We start from the raw sequence: 24,087 nt of genomic DNA on the forward strand, positions 1-24,087 counted from the left end.
GCGCCTTTCCTTTTTTCTGGTCCCGCTGCTTAGCGCCCCTGCTCCGCCAGCGTCAGCGCCACCTTGTCACGCAGGTAAACCGGCAGCGCCAGCTCCGGCGCTTGTGCATGGCCCGCCTTGAACTCACGCACCGCCAGCTCGGCCACATGTTCAGCCTGCGGGAAACACGCGCCGTCGGAAGTAAGCAGCGCACCGGTCAGTCGCGCTCCCAGAACGGCGCCATAGGTGGCCCAGCCGGTACCAACTACATGCCATGCCGCTGCTTTCGGCAACACTAGTGATTCGGCGGTACAGACGCGTTCCTCGTCCAGCGCCACTAGCCCGCCGTTGTCATCGCGGCGATAGCTCGCCGCATAGATCTCGCCCATGCGTGCATCGATCACCGCGAGAATGACGGCCTCGTCCTCCGGCGCCTCCAGCGCCAGCGCAGCGAGCGAAGACACCGTAACCACCGGCCGATCCAGCGCCAGCGCCATGCCCTGCGCCAGCGAGATGCCCAGCCGCACACCGGTAAACGCACCCGGCCCGCGCCCGACCGCAATCGCATCAAGTGCATGGCGTCCCAGACCAGCTTCGGCGAGCAACGCGTCGGCCATGGGCAGCACCAGCTCGGCATGACGGCGCGGGGCGATTTCACTGCGGACAATCACTTCGTCGCCATGGACCAGGGCGACGGAGCAGGCTTCGGTAGAGGTTTCGATGGCGAGCAGATTCATGATCGCTCCATGGTAGCGGCTTCGCCGCGCGGTGGCTCAGTCGCAGCCGACCATCCATACCAGTCGATGCGACGGGTGAGATACATCAGCAAGGCCACGGTGATCAGCAATACACCCGCGCCCATCAACAGCGCGTATTGTTCGGCGGCGATCAAGCCATAGAGCAAGGCATATACCAGCGCCAGCACGCCACCGAGCAACAGACCGGCCCGGCGCGCATGCAGCACGGCAGCGGCATACCCACCCACGATCAGCACCACGGCCGCCGCAGCCAGGGCGTACGCCGGACCGAAGCCGATCTGCTCCGACAAGGCCAGCAACACCACATAGAACGTCGCCAGCGCGGCGCCCACCAGCAGGTATTGCACCGGATGCACGCGCAGGCGCTTGAGTACCTCGAACAGAAAGAACGCCACAAAGGTCATAGCGATAAACAGCAAGCCATATTTACCCGCGCGCTCGTTGCGCTGATAAACATCCACCGGCTGATACAGCTGCACACCGAACGCGGAAGCCCCAAGCAAGGCTTCGATGCGCCTATCCCCGTTGACCCAATGCTGGCCATAACTGCGATTGAGATCGAGCATGCGCCAGTGCGCGCTGAAGCCGTCCGCATCCAGCTTGCGCTCGCCCGGCAAGGCGGCACCGATAAAACTGGGATCACTCCATGGCGCACTGATTTCCACCGACGTCGCACGCGCCAGCGGCAGCACCTGCAAGGACTCGGTGCCGGCCACCTTCAGGCTGACCTCGAAGGTGATGGACTCTCCGCCCAGCGCCTTCAGATCGATGGGTACAGCAACGCTCGCCAGATCGCCGATGCGATCGGTCGATGAAACGAAACGCGCAGGACGGCCATTGATCTTCAGCGCCGTCACCTCCTGCAGCCCGCGCAGATCGCTGAGCAGCAAACGCAGTTCTGCTTTGTCGGCCAGCCACTCGGCACTGCTCGAACGCTGGTAGCCGGCCAGGTCTTCCGGCAGGAAACGCCCGCTCAACTGCACGGTCGACGTAAACACCGGCGCACCGTAGATGCCGTAGCGGCGCATCTGCACATGCATCGCCGCCGATACCTGCACCTCGTCCGCCAGCACAGTTTCCGAGGCCAGCCGTACCCTTGGCTTTTCCTTCTCGTCGGCAGCGATCAGTTCGCGCGTCGGTACCGCAAGCACCAGGCCACCGATCACCTGACGCCCGCCCCAGCCCTGCGCAATCTGCGCAATCGCGGTCTCGCGCATGCCCTGACGTTCCTGCACCAGCCAGCGCACCTGCATCAGGGGGATCAGCATCAGCAAGGCCAGCAGGCCTATGCCCAGTACTTTTCCGGTCGGGCTCTGCATCCATTTGCCCATTTCAGTCGGCTCCATAGTCGTGGGAGCCTGCATGGCAACACGCCAGGCGGGAAATGACCGGGCGGACTGAGCCCATTTACAGGCGAAGGAAGGGCGCCAACCGGCCCGGTTCAAAAGCCCGTGTCATATCTCCGCGCCGCCTTCACATCCCCCGCTCCCGGCCCGGTGAAAAATTTCTGCGGACGCCTGTCGATTCCTGGCCGCACCGTTCGTCACCTAAGCAAGAGACCCACCCGATCCGGTGGCTGGGCTCCCCATTCCACCTTCAGGAGATACGACCATGCGATTCATGCTGATAATCAAGGCCACCGCAGAATCCGAAGCCGGTGTGATGCCGAGCGAGCAGCTGCTGGCCGAGATGGGCAAGTACAACGAAGAGCTGGTCAAGGCCGGTGTGCTGCTGGCCGGCGAAGGCCTCCACCCCAGCTCCAAAGGCGCGCGGGTCCATTTTTCCAGCAAGAAACGCACCGTGATCGACGGCCCCTTCACCGAGACCAAGGAGTTGATCGCCGGTTTCTGGCTGATCCAGGTGAAGTCGCTGGAGGAAGCCATCGAATGGGTCAAGCGCTGCCCCTGCCCGTTCGAAGGCGAATCGGACATCGAGATCCGTCGCGTTTTCGAAGCCGAGGACTTCGGCGCCGAATTCACTCCCGAGCTGCGCGAACAGGAGGAGCGCCTGCGCGCTGAAATAGCCGCCCGCACCAATCATTGATTCAGCCCCACCCCCTAAGGAGAGACCTATGTTGGCCCAGCCCTACCTCAACTTCGACGGCCGCTGTCAGGAAGCCATCGACTTCTATCAGAAAACCCTCGGCGCCGAAGTCACCATGCTCATGCGCTTCAAGGACAATCCGGAGCCACTGTCCGCGGATTGCCCGCATGACCCGGCCGCCGCCGCTGACGCCGCCGAGAAAGTGATGCACTCCGCCCTCCGCATTGGCGAAACCATGGTCATGGCCACGGACGGCTACAACACCGGCGAAACGAAATTCAGCGGCTTCTCGCTCTCGCTCACGGTGAACAGCGATGCCGAGGTCAAGCGTTGCTTCGATGCGTTGGCCGACGGCGGACAGGCGACGATGCCCCCGGCCAAGACCTTCTTTGCCTCCAGCTTCGGCATGGTCACCGACCGCTTCGGCGTGTCCTGGATGATCCTGGCATCGCCGCAATAAATCGACGCGGGCATCGTTCCGCCCAAGGGACCCTCTGATCTATTCCACGCAGGCGTCACCGTTGTTGTTTGCGCGCAGATTGCCGTTGCGCTGGCGAAGGCAGACTGGACGTCTGTCGAGACAGCGTGACGGTGAGCTGCGCGCAAACAACAACGGCCCCAACTTCTTGTTTTCAAATGACGGGGTGATCTCCCGAAGGCGCGCTGCGGCTACCGCGCGGCTTGACCTGACGGCCAGTCAGGCGTTTCGCCACGCGGTAGCCGCAGCGCGCCTTCGGGAGATCATGCCGCCTACGCGGAATAGATCAGAGGGTCCCTAGTGGAACGATGCCTTCCGGCGGTTGCGCCCGGGCGGTGGTGATGGTGTGATCGGCCGCTATGACTGCGACCGATATCCATCGTGCCATCGACGCCGTATGGCGCATTGAATCGGCCAGGCTGATTGCCGGCCTCGCACGCATGGTGCGCGACGTGGGCCTGGCCGAAGAACTGGCGCAGGACGCCCTGGTAGTTGCGCTGGAACAATGGCCCCAATCAGGCGTGCCGGACAACCCCGGCGCCTGGCTGATGACCACCGCCAAGCATCGTGCCATCGACCGCCTGCGCCGCAGCAAGCTGATCGAGCGCAAGCACGAAGAGATCGTGCGGGAGATGGAGGACGAACCAGCGTTCGCATTCTCCGAAGTCGAACTGGCCGCCGACGACCACATCGGCGACGACATGCTGCGCTTGGTGTTTACCGCCTGCCATCCACTGCTGTCGATGGAGGCGCGCGTCGCACTCACCCTGCGCCTGCTCGGCGGCCTGACCACCGACGAGATCGCGCGCGCCTTCCTGGTCCCCGAACCCACCATCGCCCAACGCATCGTGCGCGCCAAGCGCACCCTGAGCGAGGCGAAGGTGCCGTTCGAAGTGCCGCGCGGCGAGGAATTGCAGTCGCGCCTGACTTCCGTGCTCGGCGTGATCTATCTGATCTTCAACGAAGGCTATTCCGCCACCGCCGGCGACGACTGGATGCGTCCGGCACTGTGCGAGGAAGCGCTGCGCCTCGGCCGCATTCTCGCCGAGCTGGCGCCACAGGAAGCCGAAGTGCACGGCCTGGTCGCCCTGATGGAAATCCAGGCTTCGCGCGCCGGTGCGCGCACCGGCCCCTCCGGCGAACCAATCCTGCTGCTGGAACAGAATCGCGCGCGCTGGGATCGCTTGCTGATCCGGCGTGGTCTGGCATCGCTGGAACGCGCCGAAAAACTCGGCGAGCAGCGCAGCATCTACACCAGCCAGGCCGCCATCGCCGCCTGCCATGCGCGTGCGCGAACCGCGGAGGCCACCGACTGGCGGCGCATCGTGACGCTGTATGGCGAACTGGCGCAGATCGCGCCGTCGCCGGTGGTGGATCTCAATCGCGCCGTCGCCGTATCGATGGCATTCGGGCCGGTGCCCGCGTTGGCCATCGTCGACGCGTTGACGACGGAGCCGTCATTGGCCAACTACCACCTGCTACCCAGCGTGCGCGGCGATCTCTTGCGCAAACTGGGACGGACCAGCGAAGCGAAAATCGAGTTCGAACGCGCCGCCTCGCTCACCCGCAACGCGCGCGAGCGCGAACTGCTGCTGGACCGCGCCGCGGACTGCGCGAAGACGACGGACGACCCGGCCGGCCCTTGATGTCCGGCTTCAGGCCGCCGGCGGTTGCCACAGCTCGATGCGGGTGCCATCGGGATCCATGAGCCAGCCGAAACGGCCGTATTCGCTTTCCTCGACGCGTTCATCCACCTCGATACCCGAAGCACGCAACTGCGCCAACAGCGCATCAAGATCATCGACGCGGAAGTTGATCATGTAAGGCTGCGTGCTCGGCGCAAAGTACGAAGTGTCCGCCGCGAACGGCGACCACAGCAGATAGCCCGGATGCTTTGCATCCTCCACAAAGCGCGCTCCGCCCCACTCCTCCACCGGCAATCCCAGATACTGCGCATACCAGGCAGCCAATGCTGCCGGATCGCGAGATTTGAAGAAGATACCGCCCAGCCCGATCGCCTTTGCCATGACCTGCCCTCCCGCCGCCAAGATGGGGGAGAGCATAACGAACCGCACTGTGTAAGTTCTGCCTAGGCTTCGGCCGCCTCGAAGAACACCTGGACGTCAGCAAGCTCACGCGTGCGCGGCATCGCCGGCAGGCTGGCGAGGAACAACTTGCCGTAGCCCTTGCCGAGCAACCGTGGGTCACACAACACCAGCACGCCACGGTCATGCACATCGCGTATCAATCGCCCCGCGCCCTGCTTGAGTGCGATCACCGCGCTGGGCACCTGCCAGCCCATGAAGGGATTGATGCCCGATTGCTCCAGCGCATCCAGCCGCGCCTGCAACACCGGATCGTCCGGCGCGGCGAACGGCAGCTTGTCGATCACTACAACGCTGAGTGCCTCGCCAGCCACGTCCACGCCTTCCCAGAAACTGGCGGCGCCGAGCAGCACGCCATGGCCGCTGGCACGGAATTCTTCGAGCAGGCGATGCCGTGGCGCGGTGCCTTGCACGAACAACGGCCATGGCACGCGCTCGCGCAACAGATCCGCCGCACGGCGCAAGGCGCGATGCGAGGTGAACAACAGAAACGCACGACCGTTCGAGGTGTGCAACACCGGCAACACGGCATCGATCACGCGTTCGGTGTAGTCGCGCATCGCCGGATCAGGCAGACCGGGCGGCAGATAGCACAGCGCCTGCCGCGCATAGTCGAACGGACTCTCCAGGGTGAGCGTCTGCGGATCATCCAGACCGAGCTGCCGCGCGAAGTGATCGAAATTGCCCGCCACCGACAAAGTGGCCGAAGTGTGGATCCATGCGGCTTGAGTACGTTCGCGCAAGGTACGCAGCGGCGCGGCAAGATCGAGCGGAGTGGCATGCAAGGCGAAGCCGCGCGGAAAGGTTTCGTACCAGCGCACATCCTGCTCGTTGGCCTGCTCCACGATGCGGTCCAGCCGCTCGCTGAAGTTGGCCGCACGCTCGTGCGCATTGGTGAAACCACGCGAGCGCTCTGCCTGCGAGGCCAGCACATCGGTCAGCGCGGCAAGCAGTTCGCGCACATCGTGCAAGGCATCGCGGATCGCGGATGCGCTTTCCAGCGCATGGAACGGCCCGCGCTCGGGCAACACATCCATCGCCAGGCGCAGCTTGCGGATCGCCTCCTGCAAAGCCTCAACCGGTTCCAGCACCAGACCGATCGCGCCTGTAATGCCATTGCATTCGCCCAGAGCATCCTGCGCCAGTTCGCTCAGCTGGCGCGCGCTGATGCTCTGCGAAAAGAACTGGCCGGCCAGCTCGGGAATCTGGTGCGCCTCATCCAGAATGAAAGCCTGCGCACCCGGCAGGATTTCGCCGAAGCCTTCTTGCTTCAACGCGAGGTCGGCGAATAACAGGTGATGGTTGACCACCACGAGGTCGGCTTCCTGTGCTTCGCGCCGCGCCTTCACCACATGGCAATCGTCGTAGAACGGACACTCCACCCCCAGGCAGTTTTCCGGTGTGGAGGTGACTCGCGGCCACATCGGCGACTCTTCCGGCACTTCCGCCAGCTCCATGCGATCGCCGTGGCGTGTGCGCGCCGACCAGGAGCGGATCGCAGCCAGCTGCGACGCCTGCGTGCGATCGAAACTGGCGCCCTCGCGCACCGTCTGATCGAGGCGATACAAACACAGATAGTTAGCGCGCCCTTTCAGCAACGCGGTCTTCAAGCGCGCACCAAGCACCGAACGTACCTTGGGCAGGTCGCGAAAGAACAACTGATCCTGCAGCGCCTTGGTACCGGTGGACACAATCACTCGATCGCCCGACAGCAAGGCCGGGACGAGATACGCGTAGGTTTTGCCGGTACCCGTACCTGCTTCGGCGATTAATGTTTCACGCTCGGCGATAGCGTGCTGCACGGCCTGCGCCATTGCTTGCTGGGCAGCGCGCGGCGCAAAGTTGGGCAATTCACGGGCGAAGGGGCCATCCGCGCCGAGCAGCGCGGATACGTCGGTATCAGTCATGCGGACAAGTATCGCCGACTCTGCCGGCAGGGGCGATGCCCTAGACTGCGCCGGCCTATTGGGGGAGTAGTGCCGTGACAGAAACCGCAGTCAGTACATGGTTCGGCCCAGACTTCGCGCAACTACACCCGCTGCTGCAAGACCTGCATCGGCATGGCGGACGATTGCACGGCCCCGTGCAGATCCGCATGGGCCGGGGCATTGGCGGATGGATAGGACGCCGGCTCGCCCGCAAGCTCGGTGTGCCGGTCGACGATCACCGTACGCATACGCTGGAAGTCACCATCCATCACGCGGACGGGCAACTCCACTGGGATCGCCGTTTCGATGAAGCGCACCGCTTCCCATCGACGTTCCGGCCGTCAGGGCAATGGCCCGCCGGCTACTGGATCGAAGACACCAGCGTCGTGGCCTTGTTGCTGCAGGTCGACGTCATCGATGGCGGCTGGTACTGGCGCTGCATCGGCGCCCAGCGGGGATCCTTGCGTCTTCCGGCATGGCTGTTGCCGCGCAGCAACGCTTACAAGCGCATCGAACAAGGCCGTTATCGTTTTTCCGTGAGCTTTGCCCTGCCGGTACTGGGCGTGCTGCTGGCCTACGAAGGCCTGCTGGACGCGGACACAACAAGCGCGCACCAAAGCTAAGGGAAGCCAAACGCAGACGCGAAACACTGCCAGCACACTGCCCGTCACTGTATGAGGCAGCTCATTCCAATGAGAGGTATGCGTATGCGTTTCCGCAACGTTTTCATCTGTTCGCTTCTAGCTGTGTCCGTACTCGGCACCGGCGCCGCCATGGCTGGCAGTGCGAGTCAGGCCAAGCTTATGGCGCAAGCCAAAGTCACCGAGCAGCAGGCCCGCGACACCGCGCTGACTGCCGCACCCGGCGGCAGCATCGCCAGTTCGGAGCTTGAGCGCGAGCATGGCAAGCTGGTGTGGTCGTTCGACATCAAGACCGCCGGATCGAAAGACATCACCGAAATCCAGGTAGATGCCATCGACGGCAAGATCGTCTCGAACGAAAAGGAGTCACCCGCTGATCAGGCCAAGGAAGCAGCCGCTGACCGCAAGCACGTTCACTGACGCGTCGTTCAAAACCATGGTGGGAATAGGAAGTGCATGGCCCTGACCTACCGGCAGGGCCGTGCACTCGCGCAAGGAATCAGTAGCGCGGCACGCCTTCCACGTGGCACTGCTTCACCCACTTGTCGGCCGTGGTGGCTGCCGCATCGTCACCGGCGTGCTGACGCAGTTCGGCGATGGTCTGCCAGTTGCGTGCGCACAGCGGGCCCAAGCGCGGACCGAGCTCCCAGGATTTCTTGGCCAACTGCTCGGCTTGCGCATAGTCCTTGAGGCGGATCGCCACCTCGGCACGCTCCTGCAGCAGATCGGGCGAGGTCGGACTCAACTTCAGCGCCTGATCGAGCTTGGCCGCAGCCGCATCGAACTGAGCGCCGCGGATATCGGCCTGCGCTGCATCCTGCAGCGACGCCACGCCGGGATCGCGCAGCGGGTTCACGTCGATCACCGATTTCTCTTTTTCGCCGGCCGCGCGGATCGAGGCCAGCATGTCGTTGTCCGAACGTGTCGGGCGGGTAGCCTGCGGCGCGCTGGGCTGAGTGCAGGCGGCGAGCATCAGAGCGGCGAGCGCAGCGAAAAGAACAGGGCGGCAGGCAAGACGACGGTACGACATGATCAATCTCGAATAGCGGAGGAGGACGTGGGAGCCGGCGCATTATCGCCGCCTCCGAACCAATTCTGTACGCGCTGCCAGAAACAGCCTTCCGCATCCTGCGCGAGCGAGCCGGCAACCACCGGCAACTGGCGCGCGCCTTCGCACTGCGGATCGGAGCGCTTGCCGGTAGCAGGGTTGATCCACGCCATCTCCAGGCCTTCACCCGGCGCGGCAGACAGCGGACGCGTAGGCAGTTTGCGGAACAACTCCTGCCAGGCGCGCAGGCTACCGGTGGCGCCATACAGGCCGCTCGGCTTGTTGTCGTCGCGGCCCATCCAGAACACCGCCAGGTGATCGCCGGTAAAGCCGGCGAACCAGCTGTCGCGCATGTCGTTGCTGGTGCCGGTCTTGCCGGCGGCATTGAGGTAAGCGAGACCGGATTTGCCTATTGAAGCCGCGGTACCCGAGCGCGTCACCTGCTGCATGGCCCAAGTCACCAGACGCACCGCCGGCTGGTACTCGCCGTTGCCGGTCTTCACTTCATAACGCTTGATGGTCTGACCTTTGTTGTCCACCACGCCGCGCACCGCCACCAGGGGAAGCGCATGGCCGTCGGCCGCGATGTACTGGTACAGCTGGGCCACCTGCAGCGGCGCCAGATCCTGCGCACCAAGCAGCAGCGACGGGCTGGGATTCACATTGGTCAGGCCGAAGGATTCCAGGAACGCCTTGATTCGCGGCACACCGACTTCGAGACCGAGATGGATAGTCGCCAGATTCCAGGAATGCACCAGCGCATCGACCATCGGCACCTGGCCGTGCACATCGCCTTCGTCGTTCTTCGGCGTCCATTGCGTACCGTCAGGCTGGCGCATGCTCACCGGCACATCGTCGATCAGTGAGCCCAAGTTCCAGCGTTCCGGCTGCGCCAGCGCCACCAAATAGACCAGCGGCTTGATGGTGGAGCCGATCGCGCGACGCGCGTCCATCGCGCGATTGAAGCCCTGATCGCCCGGATCCTTGCTACCCACGATGGCCAACACGCTGCCGGTCTGCGCATCGGTCACCACGCCAGCCGCCTGCGCGGCTTCGCCACGTTTGCCGAGGCTCTTCATGGTGGTGGTGATGGCCTGCTCGGTATATAGCTGCGCGGCCGGATCGAGCGTGGTGAACACGCTGAGGTTGCCAGCGCTGAGCGTGGCGTCGTCAAAGTCGCTGATGATCTGCGCGCGCACCAGTTCCATGAAAGCCGGGAAGCGGTTATGCGGCAACTGACCGTTGCTGACGATGCCCAGCGGCGTCGCTTCGGCCGCCTTGGCCTGCTCCGGCGGCAGCAGCCCGGTGGTAGCGAACTGCTCCAGCACCAGATTGCGGCGCGACAGTGCGCGGTCCGGATAGCGGCGCGGGTCGTAATAGCTTGGCCCCTTCACCATGCCGATCAGCAGCGCCATCTCCTGCGGACGCAGGTCTTCCATGCGTCGGCCGAAATAGAACTCCGCCGCTGCGGCGAAACCATGTACCGCCTGACTGCCCTGCTGGCCGAGGAACACCTGGTTGACGTAAGCCTCCAGGATGCGGCCCTTGTCGTAGTGCGCCTCGATCAGGATCGACATCAGCGCTTCGTTGAATTTACGCGTGAAGTTCTGATCGCGATCCAGAAACAGGTTGCGCACCAGCTGCTGGGTCAGCGTGGAACCGCCCTGCACGGTGTGCCCGGCGCGCAGGTTCGCAAAAGATGCGCGCAGGATCGCCGAGAAATCGATACCGATGTGATGCTTGAAGTCACGGTCTTCCACCGCTTGCAGGCCCCCGATCAGCAGCGGCGGCACGTCGGCGAGGCGCACAATGCGGCGCTCTTCCTGCTGCGCGCCATACAAGGTGGCGATACGCGCCGGGTCCACATGCGCCAGCTCGATCGCCTTGCCGGTGGCCGCATCCTTCAGGCTGCTCACCTGCCCCTTGCCCAGCGCCACGCGAACGCGCTTGGGCAACTCGCCGCCGTCCGGGCCGGCATAGCCGCGCGAAGAGATGATGTAGGTCGAACCATCCTTGGCCCAGCTGCCAGCGACCTGGCCATGACCGTCATTGCTATAGCCGGAAAAGGTCAGCTCCAGTTCCAGCGCGGCCGGCGTCATCGGCGCACCCTGCTCCAGCGGCAGCGGACGCGCATAGATGCGCGTGGGCACTGCAAACACCAGATCGTTGAAGCGATCCTGCACACGCTTGTTCAGCACCAGCGTGTACGGCAGCACGAACCCGAACAGCAGGCCCATGCAGATCCAGAACGGAATGCGCAGCCAGGGCCAGGCGGCGCTTGCCAGCGAGCGGAGTCGGGTCAGAAAGGCCAACGGGAAGGAATCCTGAACAACAGTGTGGCGGGGATCATAGGGCCTGCCGCCCGGCGGGCATATGAACGCTGGCCACGGTTTGGGGCGGAAATGAGGCCGTCATCGAGCGAAATAGAGACAGCACCCGCTCAACGGCGGTCCATACCCCAGCTCGCCATATCGGGCCGGAACGGACGTGGCGACACACCCAGGATGCGCTGCAACTCGCTGTTGTCGGCGATCAGATCACCCTCCAGCCGGCTGAGCGGACCACGCAGATGCGGCGCCGCATGACGTCCCAGCTTCAATAGCCAAGCCGGCAGCGGCACCGGCAAAGTCGCCATCGGCAGGCTGCGACGCACACGGGCGAACATCTCACCCGCCGTCAGACGTTCACCGCCGCCGATGGAAAGAATTCTGCCCATGGCATCGGGAGTCACCAGCGCTGCGACGGCAGCCTGGGCGATATCGTCCGCGTGCACCGGCTGACGCAGACCACGCCCAGCTGGGAGTGGAAAGACCTTGGTACGACTGGCACGCCGCGCAATCGGCGACAGATTTTTGTCGAGGCCGGCGCCGTACACCAACGTGGGACGGAACACCGTCCAGGTGTAGCCGCGTCGTTCGCAGGCCACCGCCAGTGCCGCTTCCGCATCACGCAGGTGCTGTGACAGCGCACGTTCGGCCGGCACTTCAGACTGCCGTTTGCTCTCAGCGCTCATCGAGCTGGTAGCGATCACATGCGGACGGCCCTGGATCGCAGCCTGTCCCAGCCAATCCGCCAGCCCTTGCAACGGGCCAAAACTGATGATCGAGGTGAGCGGCTGCGACGGCGGAACGACATGCGGCAAATCACCCTGCAGCCAGGTCACGCCGTCTTGCGGCGACCGTATCTGTCGGCTGACGGCGAATACCGTGTCACCGCGCGCATGCAATCGCGGCAGCAGGAAATGGCCGATCTGGCTACTGGCACCAAAGACAAGAACACTCATGCAACAACCCGACTCAGCCGCCGGCCTGGAGATGCGCGGCGATCACGGAAAGGCGCGGATTGTCCGGTGCCAGTTTGCGTGCGCGATTCAACGCCTGCGTCGCATTGGCGCGATCGCCACGGGCCAGCTGTTGTTCCGCCTGATCCATCCATGCACCCGCCAGACGCTGGCGCAATTCCGCCTGCCCCGCTTCACCCGGCGCGAGATCGCCCAGATCCGACAAGCGCTCGCCGGCCTGCGCGAGATTGCCGTTGGCCAGCGCCTGATTGAACTGGCTGGTGACCAACCCAGGCAGGGCCTGCAAACCACGCCGTGCGGCTTCGCTGTTGCCGTCGATGGCCAGCGCGCCGCGATACAGGTCATAGGCACTCTCGCCGGGCGGCAACATGATGTCGCCATGCCGTGCCGCGGCGTCCGCGCGCTGGATCATGCGCGCCAGGTCAGCACTCTGTTGTGGCGTGATTGCAGCGGGAGCTTCTTCGGCCACCGGCGCCTCACCTGACACATTCCGCGGCGCTGTGTTGGCGCGCTTGGCCGAGTCGGCGAGGTGTGCGCGAGCAGCCAGCAGCTCTGCCGACTTGGGCGCCAACTCGGCGGCCTGGTCGAGCAACTTGCTGGCCTGGGCGTTATCGCCACTGTCCATCGCCGCACTCGCCTGCACGATCAGCGCCTGCGCGACCTGGCCCAACCCGGCCTTGGCGTCGGCGTTATCGTGATCGATCGCGAGCGCCACCTTGAAACGCGCCAGCGCGGTATCGTCACCGGCACCGGTGATATGGCCGGCGCGCAACGCTTCCTGGCCTTGCTTGAGCGCATCGGCGAGTTCGCCGTTGTCGGCTTTCTGGTCCTGCACCAGGGCGGCACGCAGCGAAGGCAGCTCGCCGTAGTTCGGCAACAAGGCGCCCAGTCGGTCGACGCTGGTGCTGGCCGCGGCCCGGTCGCCGCTTTCGATGGCTTTGCGTGCCTGCACGGCGAGTGCATCACCGACTTTGTCCAGGCCATGCTGCGCCACCGCGTTGCCCGGATCGGCGGCGAGTACGCGCTTATAGAGATTGCCGGCTTCTTCGGGCTTGCCGTCGGTCATGGCCTGCTGGGCCTGGTCGACCAACGCACCCGTTTCCACACTGGCGCCGCGTGCCTTCGCGATCGCCTGGGTGAGACGGTCAACGTCACTGCCGCCTCCAAGCAGCTCGCGTGCGCTGTTGGTGGCCTGCTCGGCCTGATCGACCTGGCCGGCATTGAGCGCGGCATCGGCACGCGCCACTTCGGCCAGGCCGACCTTGCGCAGGCCGTCGCGGGCACGGTCGTTGTCCGGTTCCAGCGCACGTGCGGCCTCGAACAATTCGCGCGCGCTGCTGCCGTCAGTGCCGTCCAGACGTCCATCCTGCAGCGACTGTTCGGCACGGCCGAGTACGTCATTGAGTTCTGTGTTGGGTATCAGCCCGCGCAGGCGATCCTGTTGCAGCCAGAACGTCACGCCCAGCCCGATGACCACCAGCAACAGCAGCGGCCACAGCCAGCCGCGCTTGCCAGACGATGTGCGCGATGTGCGCGAAGCGGACGACCCCAACGGGCGGCGGCGCTCCGGATCCAGCGTGACCTTGGGCAGGCCGTCATCTGGACCCGACGACGATGGCGCCGGCGCATCCAGATGATCGATATCACCCAGGGTCGGTTCCGTGCGCCCGTGCGGGCCGTGTTCGTGCTGGTCTTTGCGTCCGTTCATAGTCCACACATTGAGATCAATCAAGCCAGCTTAGCATCGCGCCATGTATAGCCTGGGGTCGAAAGCTCCTGCGTTCAGCCGCCACTGACGCGACGCGCCTCCACCACGTTCGGCAGCGCCACCAGGCGCCCCAACAGGGTGGAAAGCTGTTCGTAGTCGCGTACGCGCAGGGTGAAGCGCATCTCCACTTCGCCAGTACGGGTAAACACCCGGCTGGACGAGGCGATGATGTGGGTGCCGGAGTTGCTGATCACGCTGGTGACGTCCTTCTGCAGGCCCTTGCGGTCGTAGCCGTGCAGTTCGACATCTACCTCATAGGCCTGCGCATTGGCCTTGCCCCACTCCACCTCGATCACGCGATCCGGGTCGCGCTTGGCCAGCCGCGCCAGGCTGACGCAGTCGGCACGATGCACCGACACGCCGCGACCGCGCGTCACAAAGCCGCGAACTGTGTCGCCGGGTAACGGCTGGCAGCAACGCGCCAGGGTGGTGAGCAGGTTGCCCACGCCTTCGATCCGCAGCGCGCTGTGATCCAGCGTGCTATGCCGCGACGCCACCGGGAAGGATGACTGGGTCATCTCCGCCGATGGCGTTTCGGTTTCCTGCAGCGCACGTGCGATCTGGCCGGGCGTAATTTCCCCAAGCGCCAGCGCCACCAACACGTCGTCCAACTGCTTGAGGTGGAAGTGCGCGGGCAGCTTGCCCGTATCCGCCGCCGGCAGCGCCAGGCGCTTGAGCTCGCGCTCGAACATCGCACGCCCCGCGGCGAGATTGGCGTCGTGCGCACTACGTCGGAACCAGGTACGCACCTTTTCCCGGGCGCGAGAGGTATGGAGGTAACCGTGATGCGCTGACAGCCAGTCGCGGCTCGGCTCCGCCGTCTTGGCGGTAAGAATCTCGATGCGGTCGCCACTGTGCGGCTGGAACGTCAGCGGCACAATGCGCCCGTTGACCTTGGCACCGCGGCAGCGATGCCCTACTTCGGTATGCACGTGGTAGGCGAAGTCCAGCACGGTGGCGCCACGCGGCATGTCCACCACCTCGCCCCGAGGGGTGAGCACGTAGACGCGATCTTCCATCAACTCGGTATGCAGCTCGGCGGCCAGGTCGCTCTCGCCGTCCGTCTTCGGTTCGAGCAGGCGACGCATCCAGGCGATCTTGGCCTCGAACTCGCTATCGCCGCTGCCGCCTTCCTTGTAGCGCCAGTGCGCAGCCACGCCCAGCTCGTTGATGCGATGCATCTCGTGCGTGCGAATCTGTACTTCAAGCGTTTTGCCGTGCGGCCCGATCACCGCCGTATGCAGCGAGCGGTAGTCGTTGCCCTTGGGGCGCGCAATGTAGTCGTCGAACTCACCCGGCAGATGCGGCCACAGCGAATGCACCACGCCCAGTGCGCCGTAGCAGTCGGCCACGCTGTCCACCAGCACACGTATCGCGCGGATGTCATAGAGATCGGAGAACTCGAGCTCCTTGCGCTGCATCTTTTTCCAGATGGAGTAGATGTGCTTGGGGCGTCCGGCCAGGTCAGCGCGAATGCCCGCTGCGTCCAGCGAGCGCTTCAGCTCCGCCAGCGAATCGCGGATGAACTCCTCGCGATCGGTGCGCCGCTCGTCGAGCAGGCGCGCGATGCGGCGATAGGTATCCGGCTGCAGGTAGCGGAACGCCAGATCCTCCAGCTCCCACTTCAATTGCCAGATACCAAGGCGATTGGCGAGTGGCGCATGGATGTCGCGGGTCAGCCGCGCCACCGCCTGCCGCTCAGATTCCGGCAAGGCACCAGCCGCGCGCATGCGCGCCAGCTGACGTGCCAGCAGGATGAACACCACGCGCAGGTCGCGGATGATCGCCAGCAACAGACGGCGCAGACCTTCCGCACCGCTCTCCGGCGCCTGCTGCGCGTGCAGCGCCCACACCTTCTCCGCCGCCAGCTGGCCCGCAACCAGTCGTTGCAGCTCAGCGGGCGACGCACTTTCACGCTCTGCCCAGAACGCCGGATCGACCCGCGCCAGTTCGAACCACAGCGCCGCGGCCTGTGTCTGCGCATCGCAACCCAGCATGCCGAGCAGGTCGAGCACGTCCACGCACTCGGCCTGATGCACCGGGCGTCCGGCACAGGCGTCCAGCGCCTGCACAAGCAACGGCGACACGGAGCCCGAGCGGCTGAGCCACAGGGCCAGACTGGATTGTGCGGTGGGAGCGGCCTGAACCACGAAGCGTTCCATCCTCGGCGGTGCAGCCATTCTAGTACTGCGAGGCACCGTGCTTGCGCTCGCTGTAGGAGCGCACCCTGTGCGCGAAAGCGGCCCTGACGGGCCGCTGCTTTACAAACAGCAAGAGCGTGGTCCTGGCGGACCGCTTTCGCGCACAGGGTGCGCTCCTACAACAACGCTTCCAGGGCGCGTGCCAGTCGCTTGGCCGATACCGGCTCGGCTGTCTTCAGCTCCTGCGCGAACAGCGACACGCGCCATTCCTCGATCAGCCAGCGCAGCTCGGCCAGCGCCTCCGGCTCGGTGCCGGCGGCGCGATGCTTGAGGTACTCGCGCCAATACGGCAGCACTTGCAGCATGCGCTGCTGATCCTTGGCCGGGTCCTGGCGCAGGCGCTCCGCGCGCAGACGCATCGCCTTAAGGTAGCGCGGGAAGTGCGCCAGGCGAGACGTCGACAACTCGCGCAGGAAGCCTGGCGTGAGCAGGCCGTCCAGCTGCTCGCGCAAATCGTCGTAGCTGGCACGCGCGAAACCGATCAGCGGCGGTTCCAGCCACGGCTTCAATTCCGCCTGCGCCTCGATCGTGGGTTCGGCCAGCTTCAGGCGCTCCACCGCCGCCGCGAACAACTCGCGCGCGGCCTGCGTGCGCAATGCCTCGAAAGCGCCGGCCGTACGTACGTTGAGTTCGTAGCGCTCCAGCAGGTCGGCGAAGCCGCCTTCCACCAAGTCTTCGCGCAAGCCGTCCACACTGCCGAGCGGCGCGTACTTCAGCGCCAGCGGATTGGCGATGGGCAAACGGCGCCGCGCCTGCTTCATGTCGGTGGCGATGGCATTGCGCAACAGACGAATCACGCCCAGGCGATGCGCTTCGCGCGCCTCGTCGCTGCGCTCGAACACACGAAGCGCGACGGCCTCGCCCAGATCGACCAGCGCCGGGAAAGCCATCAGCCCGCCCTCGGACCGCACCTGAGCGGGGATGTCCTCGAAGTCCCAACTGGTGACGTCCTCGCGGGTGAGCTCAATATCGGTCTTGCGCGAGAACGCTTCGCGCGCCTGCCCTTCCCACTGGCCGCGCAGCGCGGTGAGATCGCGTCCTGTCGCCAGGGTGCGGCCATTCTCGTCATGCAGGCGATAACGCATGGCGAAATGGACGGACAAAGCCGCTGCGTCGAACTCGCCAGCGCCAATCTCTACGCCAGTAGCGCGCTTGAGGAATGCGGCGAGTGCCTTGGTCAACGATTCATCACGCGGCGCTTCTGCCTCTACAAAGGCGCGCGCAAAATCCGGTGCGGGCACAAAGTTGCGGCGCAGCGCCTTTGGCAAACCACGGATCAGCTCGGCCACCTTTTCGCCCAGCAGCCCCGGCACCAGCCATTCGCAACGCGCCGACGGCAACGCGTTCAACATCGCCAACGGCAGATGCAGGGTCACGCCATCCGCTTCGTCGCCGGGCACAAAGCGATATTCCAGGCGGTAACGCTGCGGCGGAGTATCCATCGCTGTGGGAAAGGCCTTCGGATCGAGTCCCGCCCCGCCCGCCATCACATCGTCAATCGACCAGCGCAACGCCGCCTGCTCGGCGGGGCGCGCATGGCGATACCATGCATCCAGTGCGCGGCTGCTAGCGATGTCCTGCGGCAGCTTGCCTTCGAAGAAACCGACCAGCTCGTCCTCGTGACGAATCAACCCCTCGCGGCGCTGCTTGGCCTCGATACCGTGCGCGTCCTCCAGCACCCGCTGGTTGGCACGCACAAAATCCGCACGCGTATCGATATCGCACCGCGCCAAGGCTTCGCGCAAAAAGATCTCGTGCGCCAGCACTGGGTCCTGCTGCTGGAACGTCACCGGCCGCCGCTCGACCAGAGTGAGGCCAAACAGACTGACCTGCTCGTAAGCCACCACCGTGCCGCGCTTGCGCGACCAATGCGCATCGCGGCACGTGGAGCGCAACAGATGCGCCGCCTGCTGTTCGACCCATAGCGGCTCGATGCGGGCGCACATCATGCCCCACACCTTGCCACCCACATCCAGGATCTGCGCGGCGAAGACCCAGTTCGGCGGCACCTTGGCCAAGGCCGAGCCAGGGAACACCTGGAAACGACGCTCGCGCGTGCTGCGATAAACGCCTTTCTCGTCCTTATGCCCAATTTGCGTAGGCAAACCCGCAAGCAAACTGCGGTGTACGGACTCATACAAGCGCTCAGCATCATCGCCCCCTCGCCCCTCCGGGGAGAGGGCTGGGGTGAGGGGCGGGTGCTCGCGAGAACCTCGCCTATCCCGGCCCTTCTTTGCCGGCGCCGACGCGCTGCGGGAAGGTTGTCGCGAGGTTGCCCCCTCTTCCCGGCCTTCTCCCCCGAGGGGAGAAGGAGAAGTGAGAGTCCATCCCAACTCCTGCACCACCAGCAACAACTGCCGATGCAACTCGCGCCACTCACGCATGCGCATAAAGCTGAGAAAACTGCGCGAACACCAGTCGCGCAACTTCGACTGCGTCAGCTCCTCGTGCACCTTGTGGTATTCCCGCCACAAATTCAGCACGCCAACAAAATCCGATTTCGGATCGGTAAACGCCGCGTGTGCCGCATCCGCCTGCTGCCGCGCATCGGACGGGCGTTCGCGTGGATCCTGGATGCTGAGGAAGGACACGATCACCAGCAGCTCGCGCAGGCTATGCAGCCGCTCGGCCTCCACCAGCATGCGCGCCAGCTGCACATCAATGGGCAAACGCGCCAGCGTGCGACCGACCGGCGTCAGCCGGCGCTGCTCATCGATGGCGGAGATTTCAGCCAGCCGGCGGTAGCCATCGGCCACCACACGCGGATCAGGCGCTTCCAGGAACGGGAACTCATCCACCTCGCCCAGTTGCAGCGAGAGCATGCGCAGAATCACGTTGGCCAGTGAGGAGCGCAGCAATTCCGGATCGGTATACGCGACGCGGCTGGTGAAATCGGCCTCGTCATACAGGCGATAACAGATGCCTGGTCCCACACGACCACAGCGGCCCTTGCGCTGGTCAGCGGCGGCCTGCGAGACCGGCTCCACATGCAGGCGCTCCAGCTGGCTGCGCTGGCTGTAACGCTTCACGCGCGCGCTGCCGGTGTCGATCACGTAGCGGATGCGCGGCACGGTGAGCGAGGTCTCGGCCACGTTGGTGGCAAGCACCACACGCCGCTTCGTCCCGGGCTTGAACACGCGATCCTGGTCGCCGGCTGACAGCCGCGCGTACAACGGCAGGATCTCGGTCTCGCGGTATTGCCGGCGTGAGAGCAGCAGATGCGCATCGCGGATCTCGCGCTCGCCGGGCAGGAACACCAGCACGTCGCCGCGCGGATCGTCATGGGTGATCTCGTCCAGCACGGCGGCGATGTGATCCGCACTGCCCTGCTGCATCTCGCGTCCACCGCGGCGCGCGCCCATTTCGTCCAGCGAACGCCAGCGCACTTCCACCGGATAGGCGCGCCCTTCCACCGACACCACCGGCGCGCTCTCGAAATGCTCGGCGAAGCGTTCGGTGTCGATCGTCGCCGAGGTCACGATGATCTTCAGCTCGGGCCGCTTCACCGCCAGCCGCTTCAGATAGCCCAACAAAAAGTCGATGTTGAGGCTGCGCTCGTGCGCCTCGTCGATGATGATGGTGTCGTAAGCCGACAACCACGGATCACCCTGCGTCTCGGCGAGCAGGATGCCGTCGGTCATGAACTTGATCAGGCTGCGCTCGGATACCTGGTCGGTAAAGCGCACCTGGAAGCCGACCTGGTCGCCCAGCTGCGTACCCAGCTCCTCCGCCACGCGGCGTGCCACCGAACGCGCGGCCAGACGACGCGGCTGAGTGCAGCCGATCATGCCCGCCTCGCCGCGCCCGGCCGCCAGACACAGTTTGGGCAACTGGGTGGTCTTGCCCGAACCGGTCTCACCGGCGATCACCACCACCTGGTTGTCGCGGATCAGCTTGATGATGTCGTCGGCGCGCGCGGTGATCGGCAGCGATTCGTCCAGCCGGATCGCCGGCTTGGCGGCGGCGCGGGCGCGACGGATAGCCGCAGAGCGCTCGATATCGGCAGCCAGCGCCTCCAGCTTTTTATCGTCGGGACGACGCGACAGACCGCGCCAGCGGCCCAGCAGGCGGCCGAAATCACGGCTGGCAACCCCGTCCAGCGCCTGGCGCAGGGTGCGCAGGCGGGCATCGGGTCTGAGGGGGCGGGTGGCAGGTGTGTCGCTCATCGGACCGCACATGATAACCGCTGCCGGCGGGCCGATAGCTTGTGACTATCGGCGACATCGGAAGGATTCATTTCTTCCTAACATCACAGGCCGCTAAGCTCGTCGACAGCCCCCACAAGCTCAGGATTAAGGAGAACTCGCATGGCCATTTCCATCGGCATCGCCAAAAAGGATCGCGAACAGGTCGCCAAGCACCTGTCCAAGCTGCTGGCCGATACCTATTCCCTGTACCTGAAGACCCACAGCTTCCACTGGAACATCACCGGCCCGCAGTTCAACAGCCTGCATACCATGTTCGAGACCCAGTACAACGAGCTGTGGCTGGCCGCTGACGAGATTGCCGAGCGCATCCGCACCCTCGATGTGTTCGCCCCCGGCTCCTACAGCCAATTCGGCAAACTCACCACCATCAAGGAAGAAGTCGGCGTGCCGGACTGGAAAGACATGGTCGGGCAGCTGGTCGAGGGCCATGAGATTGCCGCTCACACCGCCCGCGAGACCATCAAAGTCGCCGATGGCGCCGGCGACGAAGGCACCGCAGACATGGTCACCGGCCGCCTCAAGGAACACGAGAAGACTGCCTGGATGCTCCGCTCGCTGCTCAAGTGACCGTCAACCAGCGCCGGAACACGCTTCCGGCCTGACCTCGCGCTGACCACAGCGGCCGGCTTTTGTTGAGCCGGCCGCTGTGCATCGGTAAGCTCCTCGAGCTTTAGGGCCTCGTATTGAGAGGCAACCACGGGGATCGTTCTTGAGCGACACAGCAGCAGCCACCCACCACAGCCGGCACCCGCTGCTTGCAGCCATCCTGCTCGCGCTGATCGTGGCCGCGATGAACATTGGCCTGTGGTGGTGGAGCAACCTGCCGCACGGCCCGGAAGACTGGAAAGGCCCGATCGGCGGCTTCGCGCTCTCCGCCTTCCAGCGCTACCAGAACCCGCTGAAGAACGATTTCCCCAGCGAAGATGAGATCGAGGGCGACCTCAAGCTGATCAGCCGCTACACCCCGCGTATCCGCACCTATTCAATGCTGCAGAACGCACAGGCCTATCGCCTGGCGGAAAAGGAAGACCTGGACGTCCTGGCCGGCGCCTGGATCGACAGGCGCCTGGACAATAACGAGCTGGAACTGCAGGCGCTGATCGCCCAGGCGCGCCGCTACCCCAACTCGATCACCCGCGTGATCGTGGGCAACGAGGTGCTGTTCCGCAACGACATCCCGCCGGAACAGCTGATGGCCTATGCCGACCGCGCCCGCGCGGCGCTGAAACAACCGGTGTCGATCGCCGAGCCCTGGCACATCTGGGCCAAGTACCCGGAACTGGCCGACCATGTCGATTTCATTACCGTCCATCTGTTCCCCTATTGGAACGGTATTCCCGTGACCGGTCCCGGCCGGGGGCGACAAGCGTTTCCGGCGCTGGACGACGCGATGGGCAGCTACGAAACGCTGCAGAAGATGTTCCCCAACAAGCACATCGTGATCGGCGAAATCGGCTGGCCATCCAACGGCGACCGCTTCAAATACGCCGACCCGTCGGTGTCGAACGAAGCGATCTTCCTGCGCACATGGTTCAACGAAGCTAAGAAACGCAAGATCGACTACTACGTGATGGAGGCCTTCGACCAGCCGTGGAAAGAGAAGCTTTCCGGCCGCACCGAAGCCTACTGGGGCATGTTCAATGCCGATCGCCAGCCGAAGTTCCCGTTCAAAGGCCCGGTGACCGAAGACACCGGCTGGCCGTGGAAGGCACTGGCCGCCAGCCTGCTGGCGCTGCTGCCGATGATCTGGTTCGCGCGCCGCTACGCGCGCTTCAAGCTGATGGGCCGCTTCTTCTTCGCCGCGCTGATCCAGCTGGCCTGCGGCCTGATCGTGTGGTCGGCCACGCTGCCCTTCAATTTCTACCTGAGCTGGATCGACTGGACCATGCTGGTGCTGCTGTTCCCGGCCCAGATCGCGATCCTCGCCATCCTGCTGATCAACGGTTTCGAGTTCACCGAGGTGCTGTGGCGCCGCGGCTGGGTGCGCCAGGCCGGCATGCTGCGCCCCGACCCGCCGGCCAAGCAGCCGTTCGTGTCCATCCACCTGGCTTGTTACAACGAGCCGCCGGAGATGGTCATCGTCACGCTCGACTCGCTTGCCGCGCTCGACTATGAGAACTACGAAGTCTTGGTGATCGATAACAACACCAAGGATCCGGCCGTCTGGAAACCGGTGCAGGAGTATTGCGAGAAGCTGGGCAGCCGCTTCCGCTTCTTCCATCTGGAACCATGGCCTGGCTTCAAGGCCGGCGCGCTGAACTTCGGCCTACAGGAAACCGACCCGAGCGCGGACGTGGTGGCGGTGATCGACGCCGACTACGAAGTGCGTTCCGACTGGCTGTCCACCCTCACCGGCCACTTCCACGACCCGAAGGTGGCCGTGGTGCAGTGCCCGCAGGCGCATCGCGAATTCGAGCACAACCGTTTCCGCCGCATGACCGCGTGGGAATACGACGGCTTCTTCCGCATCGGCATGCATCACCGCAACGAGCGCAACGCCATCATCCAGCACGGCACCATGACCATGGTGCGCCGCTCGGCGCTGGAAGGCACTGGCGGCTGGTCAGAATGGACCATTTGCGAAGACGCCGAGCTCGGCCTGCGCCTGATGCACGCCGGCTACGAGCTGGTCTACGTCGACGAACTGATGGGCAAGGGCCTCACCCCGGCCGACTTCAAGGCGTACAAGAGCCAGCGCTACCGCTGGGCCTTCGGTGCCATGCAGATCCTCAAGGGTCGCTGGGACTGGATGACCAAGAAGGGCCCGCTCTCCGCCGGCCAGCGCTTCCACTTCCTCACCGGCTGGTTCAGCTGGTTCGCCGATGCGCTGCATTTGATCTTCACCCTGATGGCGATCTTCTGGACCGCCGGCATGATCGCGGCGCCGAATCTGTTCAACCTGCCGATGCAGCTGTTCCTGATCCCGGTGATTGGCTTCTTCTTCGCCAAGGCGATCTTCGGCATCGTGCTGTATCGCGCCCGCGTTCCCTGCAGTTGGTACGACACGCTGATGGCCTCGCTCGCCAGCATGGGCCTGTCGCACGCCATTGCGCGCGGCATCCTGCATGGCCTCACGCGCGAGAAGACCTCGTTCGTAGTGACCGCTAAGAGCCGTCGCCTCGGCGGCAGCAATTTCGCCGCCTTCGCACCGGTGCGCGAGGAACTGCTGATGGCCTGCGCGCTGACGCTGTGTGTTACCGGCATGGCCATGAGCTTCGGTACGCAGTACATCGAAGGCAAGTTGTGGATGTTCATCCTGTCGGCGCAGGCGATTCCGTATGTATCGGCCGTGATTGGCGCATGGATTGCGCATAAGGCCGGTGACAAGGCGGGCTGAGTGTTCGTCATTCCGGCCCGCGCCGGAATGACGAACTAAAGAGCCCCAAACACCTCTTCGGCATATTCCGAGAACTACCTCCGTCCATTTGCGGTCCAGCTTTCACCCGTTAAGCTCGGACCTGGGTGATGCGTTCGCCCGCCGCCTCATTGGATGGAACCTGTGCATGCGCCCTAAGGCAACGCTGACTACGTATCGCCATCGTCATGATGCCTGGAAGGCTCGCAGGCGTTGCTGCGTGGCGCAGAGAAGACTGGCTGTCTTGGCAAGCCGCGCGGCAACGCCTGCGAGC

Annotated in this window: 17 protein-coding genes; 7 read left to right on the forward strand and 10 right to left on the reverse strand. The window is 64.6% G+C overall.

Features of this window, described 5'->3' with window-relative positions:
- Window positions 1-29: 29 nt before the first annotated feature.
- Together tsaB and creD are read right to left on the reverse strand one after the other, a co-directional pair.
- Window positions 30-716: a tRNA (adenosine(37)-N6)-threonylcarbamoyltransferase complex dimerization subunit type 1 TsaB gene (tsaB, locus tag BM338_RS01145; RefSeq protein WP_090448952.1), complete on the reverse strand. Its 687-nt coding sequence runs from the start codon at window positions 714-716 to the stop codon at window positions 30-32.
- Entirely contained in the window at window positions 713-2,068 is a 1,356-nt protein-coding gene (gene creD / locus BM338_RS01150; RefSeq protein WP_090448953.1) for a cell envelope integrity protein CreD, read from the reverse strand. Before creD ends, tsaB begins: the two co-directional genes overlap by 4 nt.
- A 280-nt stretch (window positions 2,069-2,348) precedes the next feature.
- Between creD and BM338_RS01155 the strand changes: the two genes are divergently transcribed.
- The 3 genes from BM338_RS01155 (at window position 2,349) to BM338_RS01165 (ending at window position 4,904) form a co-directional block, all read left to right on the forward strand.
- The gene (locus tag BM338_RS01155; protein ID WP_090448954.1) at window positions 2,349-2,780 is read left to right on the forward strand and encodes a YciI family protein; all 432 of its coding nucleotides are present in this window, start codon (window positions 2,349-2,351) and stop codon (window positions 2,778-2,780) included.
- Between the two features lie 28 nt (window positions 2,781-2,808).
- Window positions 2,809-3,240: a VOC family protein gene (locus tag BM338_RS01160; protein WP_090448955.1), complete on the forward strand. Its 432-nt coding sequence runs from the start codon at window positions 2,809-2,811 to the stop codon at window positions 3,238-3,240.
- Window positions 3,241-3,617: 377 nt separating this feature from the next.
- Window positions 3,618-4,904 (forward strand): RNA polymerase sigma factor, encoded by a 1,287-nt coding sequence (locus BM338_RS01165; protein WP_090448956.1) that lies wholly within the window; start codon window positions 3,618-3,620, stop codon window positions 4,902-4,904.
- A 9-nt stretch (window positions 4,905-4,913) separates the two neighbouring features.
- On the opposite strand, the gene BM338_RS01170 is transcribed toward BM338_RS01165, so the two are convergent.
- Together BM338_RS01170 and BM338_RS01175 are read right to left on the reverse strand one after the other, a co-directional pair.
- On the reverse strand, window positions 4,914-5,285 hold the full coding sequence (locus tag BM338_RS01170; protein ID WP_090448957.1) for a VOC family protein: 372 nt from the start codon (window positions 5,283-5,285) through the stop codon (window positions 4,914-4,916).
- A 62-nt stretch (window positions 5,286-5,347) separates the two neighbouring features.
- Window positions 5,348-7,270: a DNA repair helicase YoaA gene (locus BM338_RS01175; RefSeq protein ID WP_090448958.1), complete on the reverse strand. Its 1,923-nt coding sequence runs from the start codon at window positions 7,268-7,270 to the stop codon at window positions 5,348-5,350.
- A 74-nt stretch (window positions 7,271-7,344) separates the two neighbouring features.
- Between BM338_RS01175 and BM338_RS01180 the strand changes: the two genes are divergently transcribed.
- Together BM338_RS01180 and BM338_RS01185 are read left to right on the forward strand one after the other, a co-directional pair.
- Window positions 7,345-7,914, forward strand: a complete 570-nt coding sequence (locus BM338_RS01180) for a DUF4166 domain-containing protein (RefSeq protein ID WP_090448959.1) — start codon at window positions 7,345-7,347, stop codon at window positions 7,912-7,914.
- Between the two features lie 78 nt (window positions 7,915-7,992).
- Window positions 7,993-8,352: a PepSY domain-containing protein gene (locus BM338_RS01185; RefSeq protein WP_177229188.1), complete on the forward strand. Its 360-nt coding sequence runs from the start codon at window positions 7,993-7,995 to the stop codon at window positions 8,350-8,352.
- A gap of 79 nt (window positions 8,353-8,431) precedes the next feature.
- Here the strand turns inward: BM338_RS01185 and BM338_RS01190 are convergent, their stop codons facing one another.
- From BM338_RS01190 to hrpA, 6 genes are all read right to left on the reverse strand, one after another.
- Window positions 8,432-8,962 (reverse strand): tetratricopeptide repeat protein, encoded by a 531-nt coding sequence (locus BM338_RS01190; RefSeq protein WP_090448961.1) that lies wholly within the window; start codon window positions 8,960-8,962, stop codon window positions 8,432-8,434.
- Between the two features lie 2 nt (window positions 8,963-8,964).
- Window positions 8,965-11,292: a penicillin-binding protein 1B gene (gene mrcB / locus BM338_RS01195; protein ID WP_090448962.1), complete on the reverse strand. Its 2,328-nt coding sequence runs from the start codon at window positions 11,290-11,292 to the stop codon at window positions 8,965-8,967.
- A 128-nt stretch (window positions 11,293-11,420) separates the two neighbouring features.
- The gene (locus BM338_RS01200; protein ID WP_090448963.1) at window positions 11,421-12,263 is read right to left on the reverse strand and encodes an NAD(P)H-binding protein; all 843 of its coding nucleotides are present in this window, start codon (window positions 12,261-12,263) and stop codon (window positions 11,421-11,423) included.
- A 13-nt stretch (window positions 12,264-12,276) separates the two neighbouring features.
- Window positions 12,277-13,989, reverse strand: a complete 1,713-nt coding sequence (locus tag BM338_RS01205) for a tetratricopeptide repeat protein (protein ID WP_090448964.1) — start codon at window positions 13,987-13,989, stop codon at window positions 12,277-12,279.
- Between the two features lie 74 nt (window positions 13,990-14,063).
- Entirely contained in the window at window positions 14,064-16,199 is a 2,136-nt protein-coding gene (locus tag BM338_RS01210; RefSeq protein ID WP_255367150.1) for a RelA/SpoT family protein, read from the reverse strand.
- A gap of 167 nt (window positions 16,200-16,366) precedes the next feature.
- The gene (gene hrpA / locus BM338_RS01215) at window positions 16,367-20,416 is read right to left on the reverse strand and encodes an ATP-dependent RNA helicase HrpA (RefSeq protein WP_090450041.1); all 4,050 of its coding nucleotides are present in this window, start codon (window positions 20,414-20,416) and stop codon (window positions 16,367-16,369) included.
- 141 nt (window positions 20,417-20,557) lie between these two features.
- Here hrpA and BM338_RS01220 point away from each other — a divergent pair, with 141 nt between their 5' ends.
- Together BM338_RS01220 and BM338_RS01225 are read left to right on the forward strand one after the other, a co-directional pair.
- A complete protein-coding gene (locus BM338_RS01220; RefSeq protein WP_090448966.1) occupies window positions 20,558-21,025 on the forward strand; it encodes a Dps family protein in 468 nt (155 codons plus the stop codon).
- Window positions 21,026-21,248: 223 nt separating this feature from the next.
- Window positions 21,249-23,795, forward strand: coding sequence for a glycosyltransferase family 2 protein (locus BM338_RS01225; RefSeq protein ID WP_255367208.1), 2,547 nt, complete (start codon window positions 21,249-21,251; stop codon window positions 23,793-23,795).
- The last annotated feature ends 292 nt before the right edge of the window (window positions 23,796-24,087 follow it).

It is taken from the genome of Dyella sp. OK004 (assembly GCF_900114495.1).
In the GTDB taxonomy this organism is placed as follows: domain Bacteria; phylum Pseudomonadota; class Gammaproteobacteria; order Xanthomonadales; family Rhodanobacteraceae; genus Dyella_D.

What these genes read in the sequence shown, in the direction of transcription:
- tsaB (WP_090448952.1), bottom strand. Translation starts at nt 716, where the DNA reads ATGAATCTGCTCGCCATCGAAACCTCTACCGAAGCCTGCTCCGTCGCC.
- creD (WP_090448953.1), bottom strand. Translation starts at nt 2,068, where the DNA reads ATGGGCAAATGGATGCAGAGCCCGACCGGAAAAGTACTGGGCATAGGC.
- BM338_RS01155 (WP_090448954.1), top strand. Translation starts at nt 2,349, where the DNA reads ATGCGATTCATGCTGATAATCAAGGCCACCGCAGAATCCGAAGCCGGT.
- BM338_RS01160 (WP_090448955.1), top strand. Translation starts at nt 2,809, where the DNA reads ATGTTGGCCCAGCCCTACCTCAACTTCGACGGCCGCTGTCAGGAAGCC.
- BM338_RS01165 (WP_090448956.1), top strand. Translation starts at nt 3,618, where the DNA reads ATGACTGCGACCGATATCCATCGTGCCATCGACGCCGTATGGCGCATT.
- BM338_RS01170 (WP_090448957.1), bottom strand. Translation starts at nt 5,285, where the DNA reads ATGGCAAAGGCGATCGGGCTGGGCGGTATCTTCTTCAAATCTCGCGAT.
- BM338_RS01175 (WP_090448958.1), bottom strand. Translation starts at nt 7,270, where the DNA reads ATGACTGATACCGACGTATCCGCGCTGCTCGGCGCGGATGGCCCCTTC.
- BM338_RS01185 (WP_177229188.1), top strand. Translation starts at nt 7,993, where the DNA reads ATGCGTATGCGTTTCCGCAACGTTTTCATCTGTTCGCTTCTAGCTGTG.
- BM338_RS01190 (WP_090448961.1), bottom strand. Translation starts at nt 8,962, where the DNA reads ATGTCGTACCGTCGTCTTGCCTGCCGCCCTGTTCTTTTCGCTGCGCTC.
- BM338_RS01200 (WP_090448963.1), bottom strand. Translation starts at nt 12,263, where the DNA reads ATGAGTGTTCTTGTCTTTGGTGCCAGTAGCCAGATCGGCCATTTCCTG.
- BM338_RS01205 (WP_090448964.1), bottom strand. Translation starts at nt 13,989, where the DNA reads ATGAACGGACGCAAAGACCAGCACGAACACGGCCCGCACGGGCGCACG.
- hrpA (WP_090450041.1), bottom strand. Translation starts at nt 20,416, where the DNA reads ATGAGCGACACACCTGCCACCCGCCCCCTCAGACCCGATGCCCGCCTG.
- BM338_RS01220 (WP_090448966.1), top strand. Translation starts at nt 20,558, where the DNA reads ATGGCCATTTCCATCGGCATCGCCAAAAAGGATCGCGAACAGGTCGCC.
- BM338_RS01225 (WP_255367208.1), top strand. Translation starts at nt 21,249, where the DNA reads ATGAACATTGGCCTGTGGTGGTGGAGCAACCTGCCGCACGGCCCGGAA.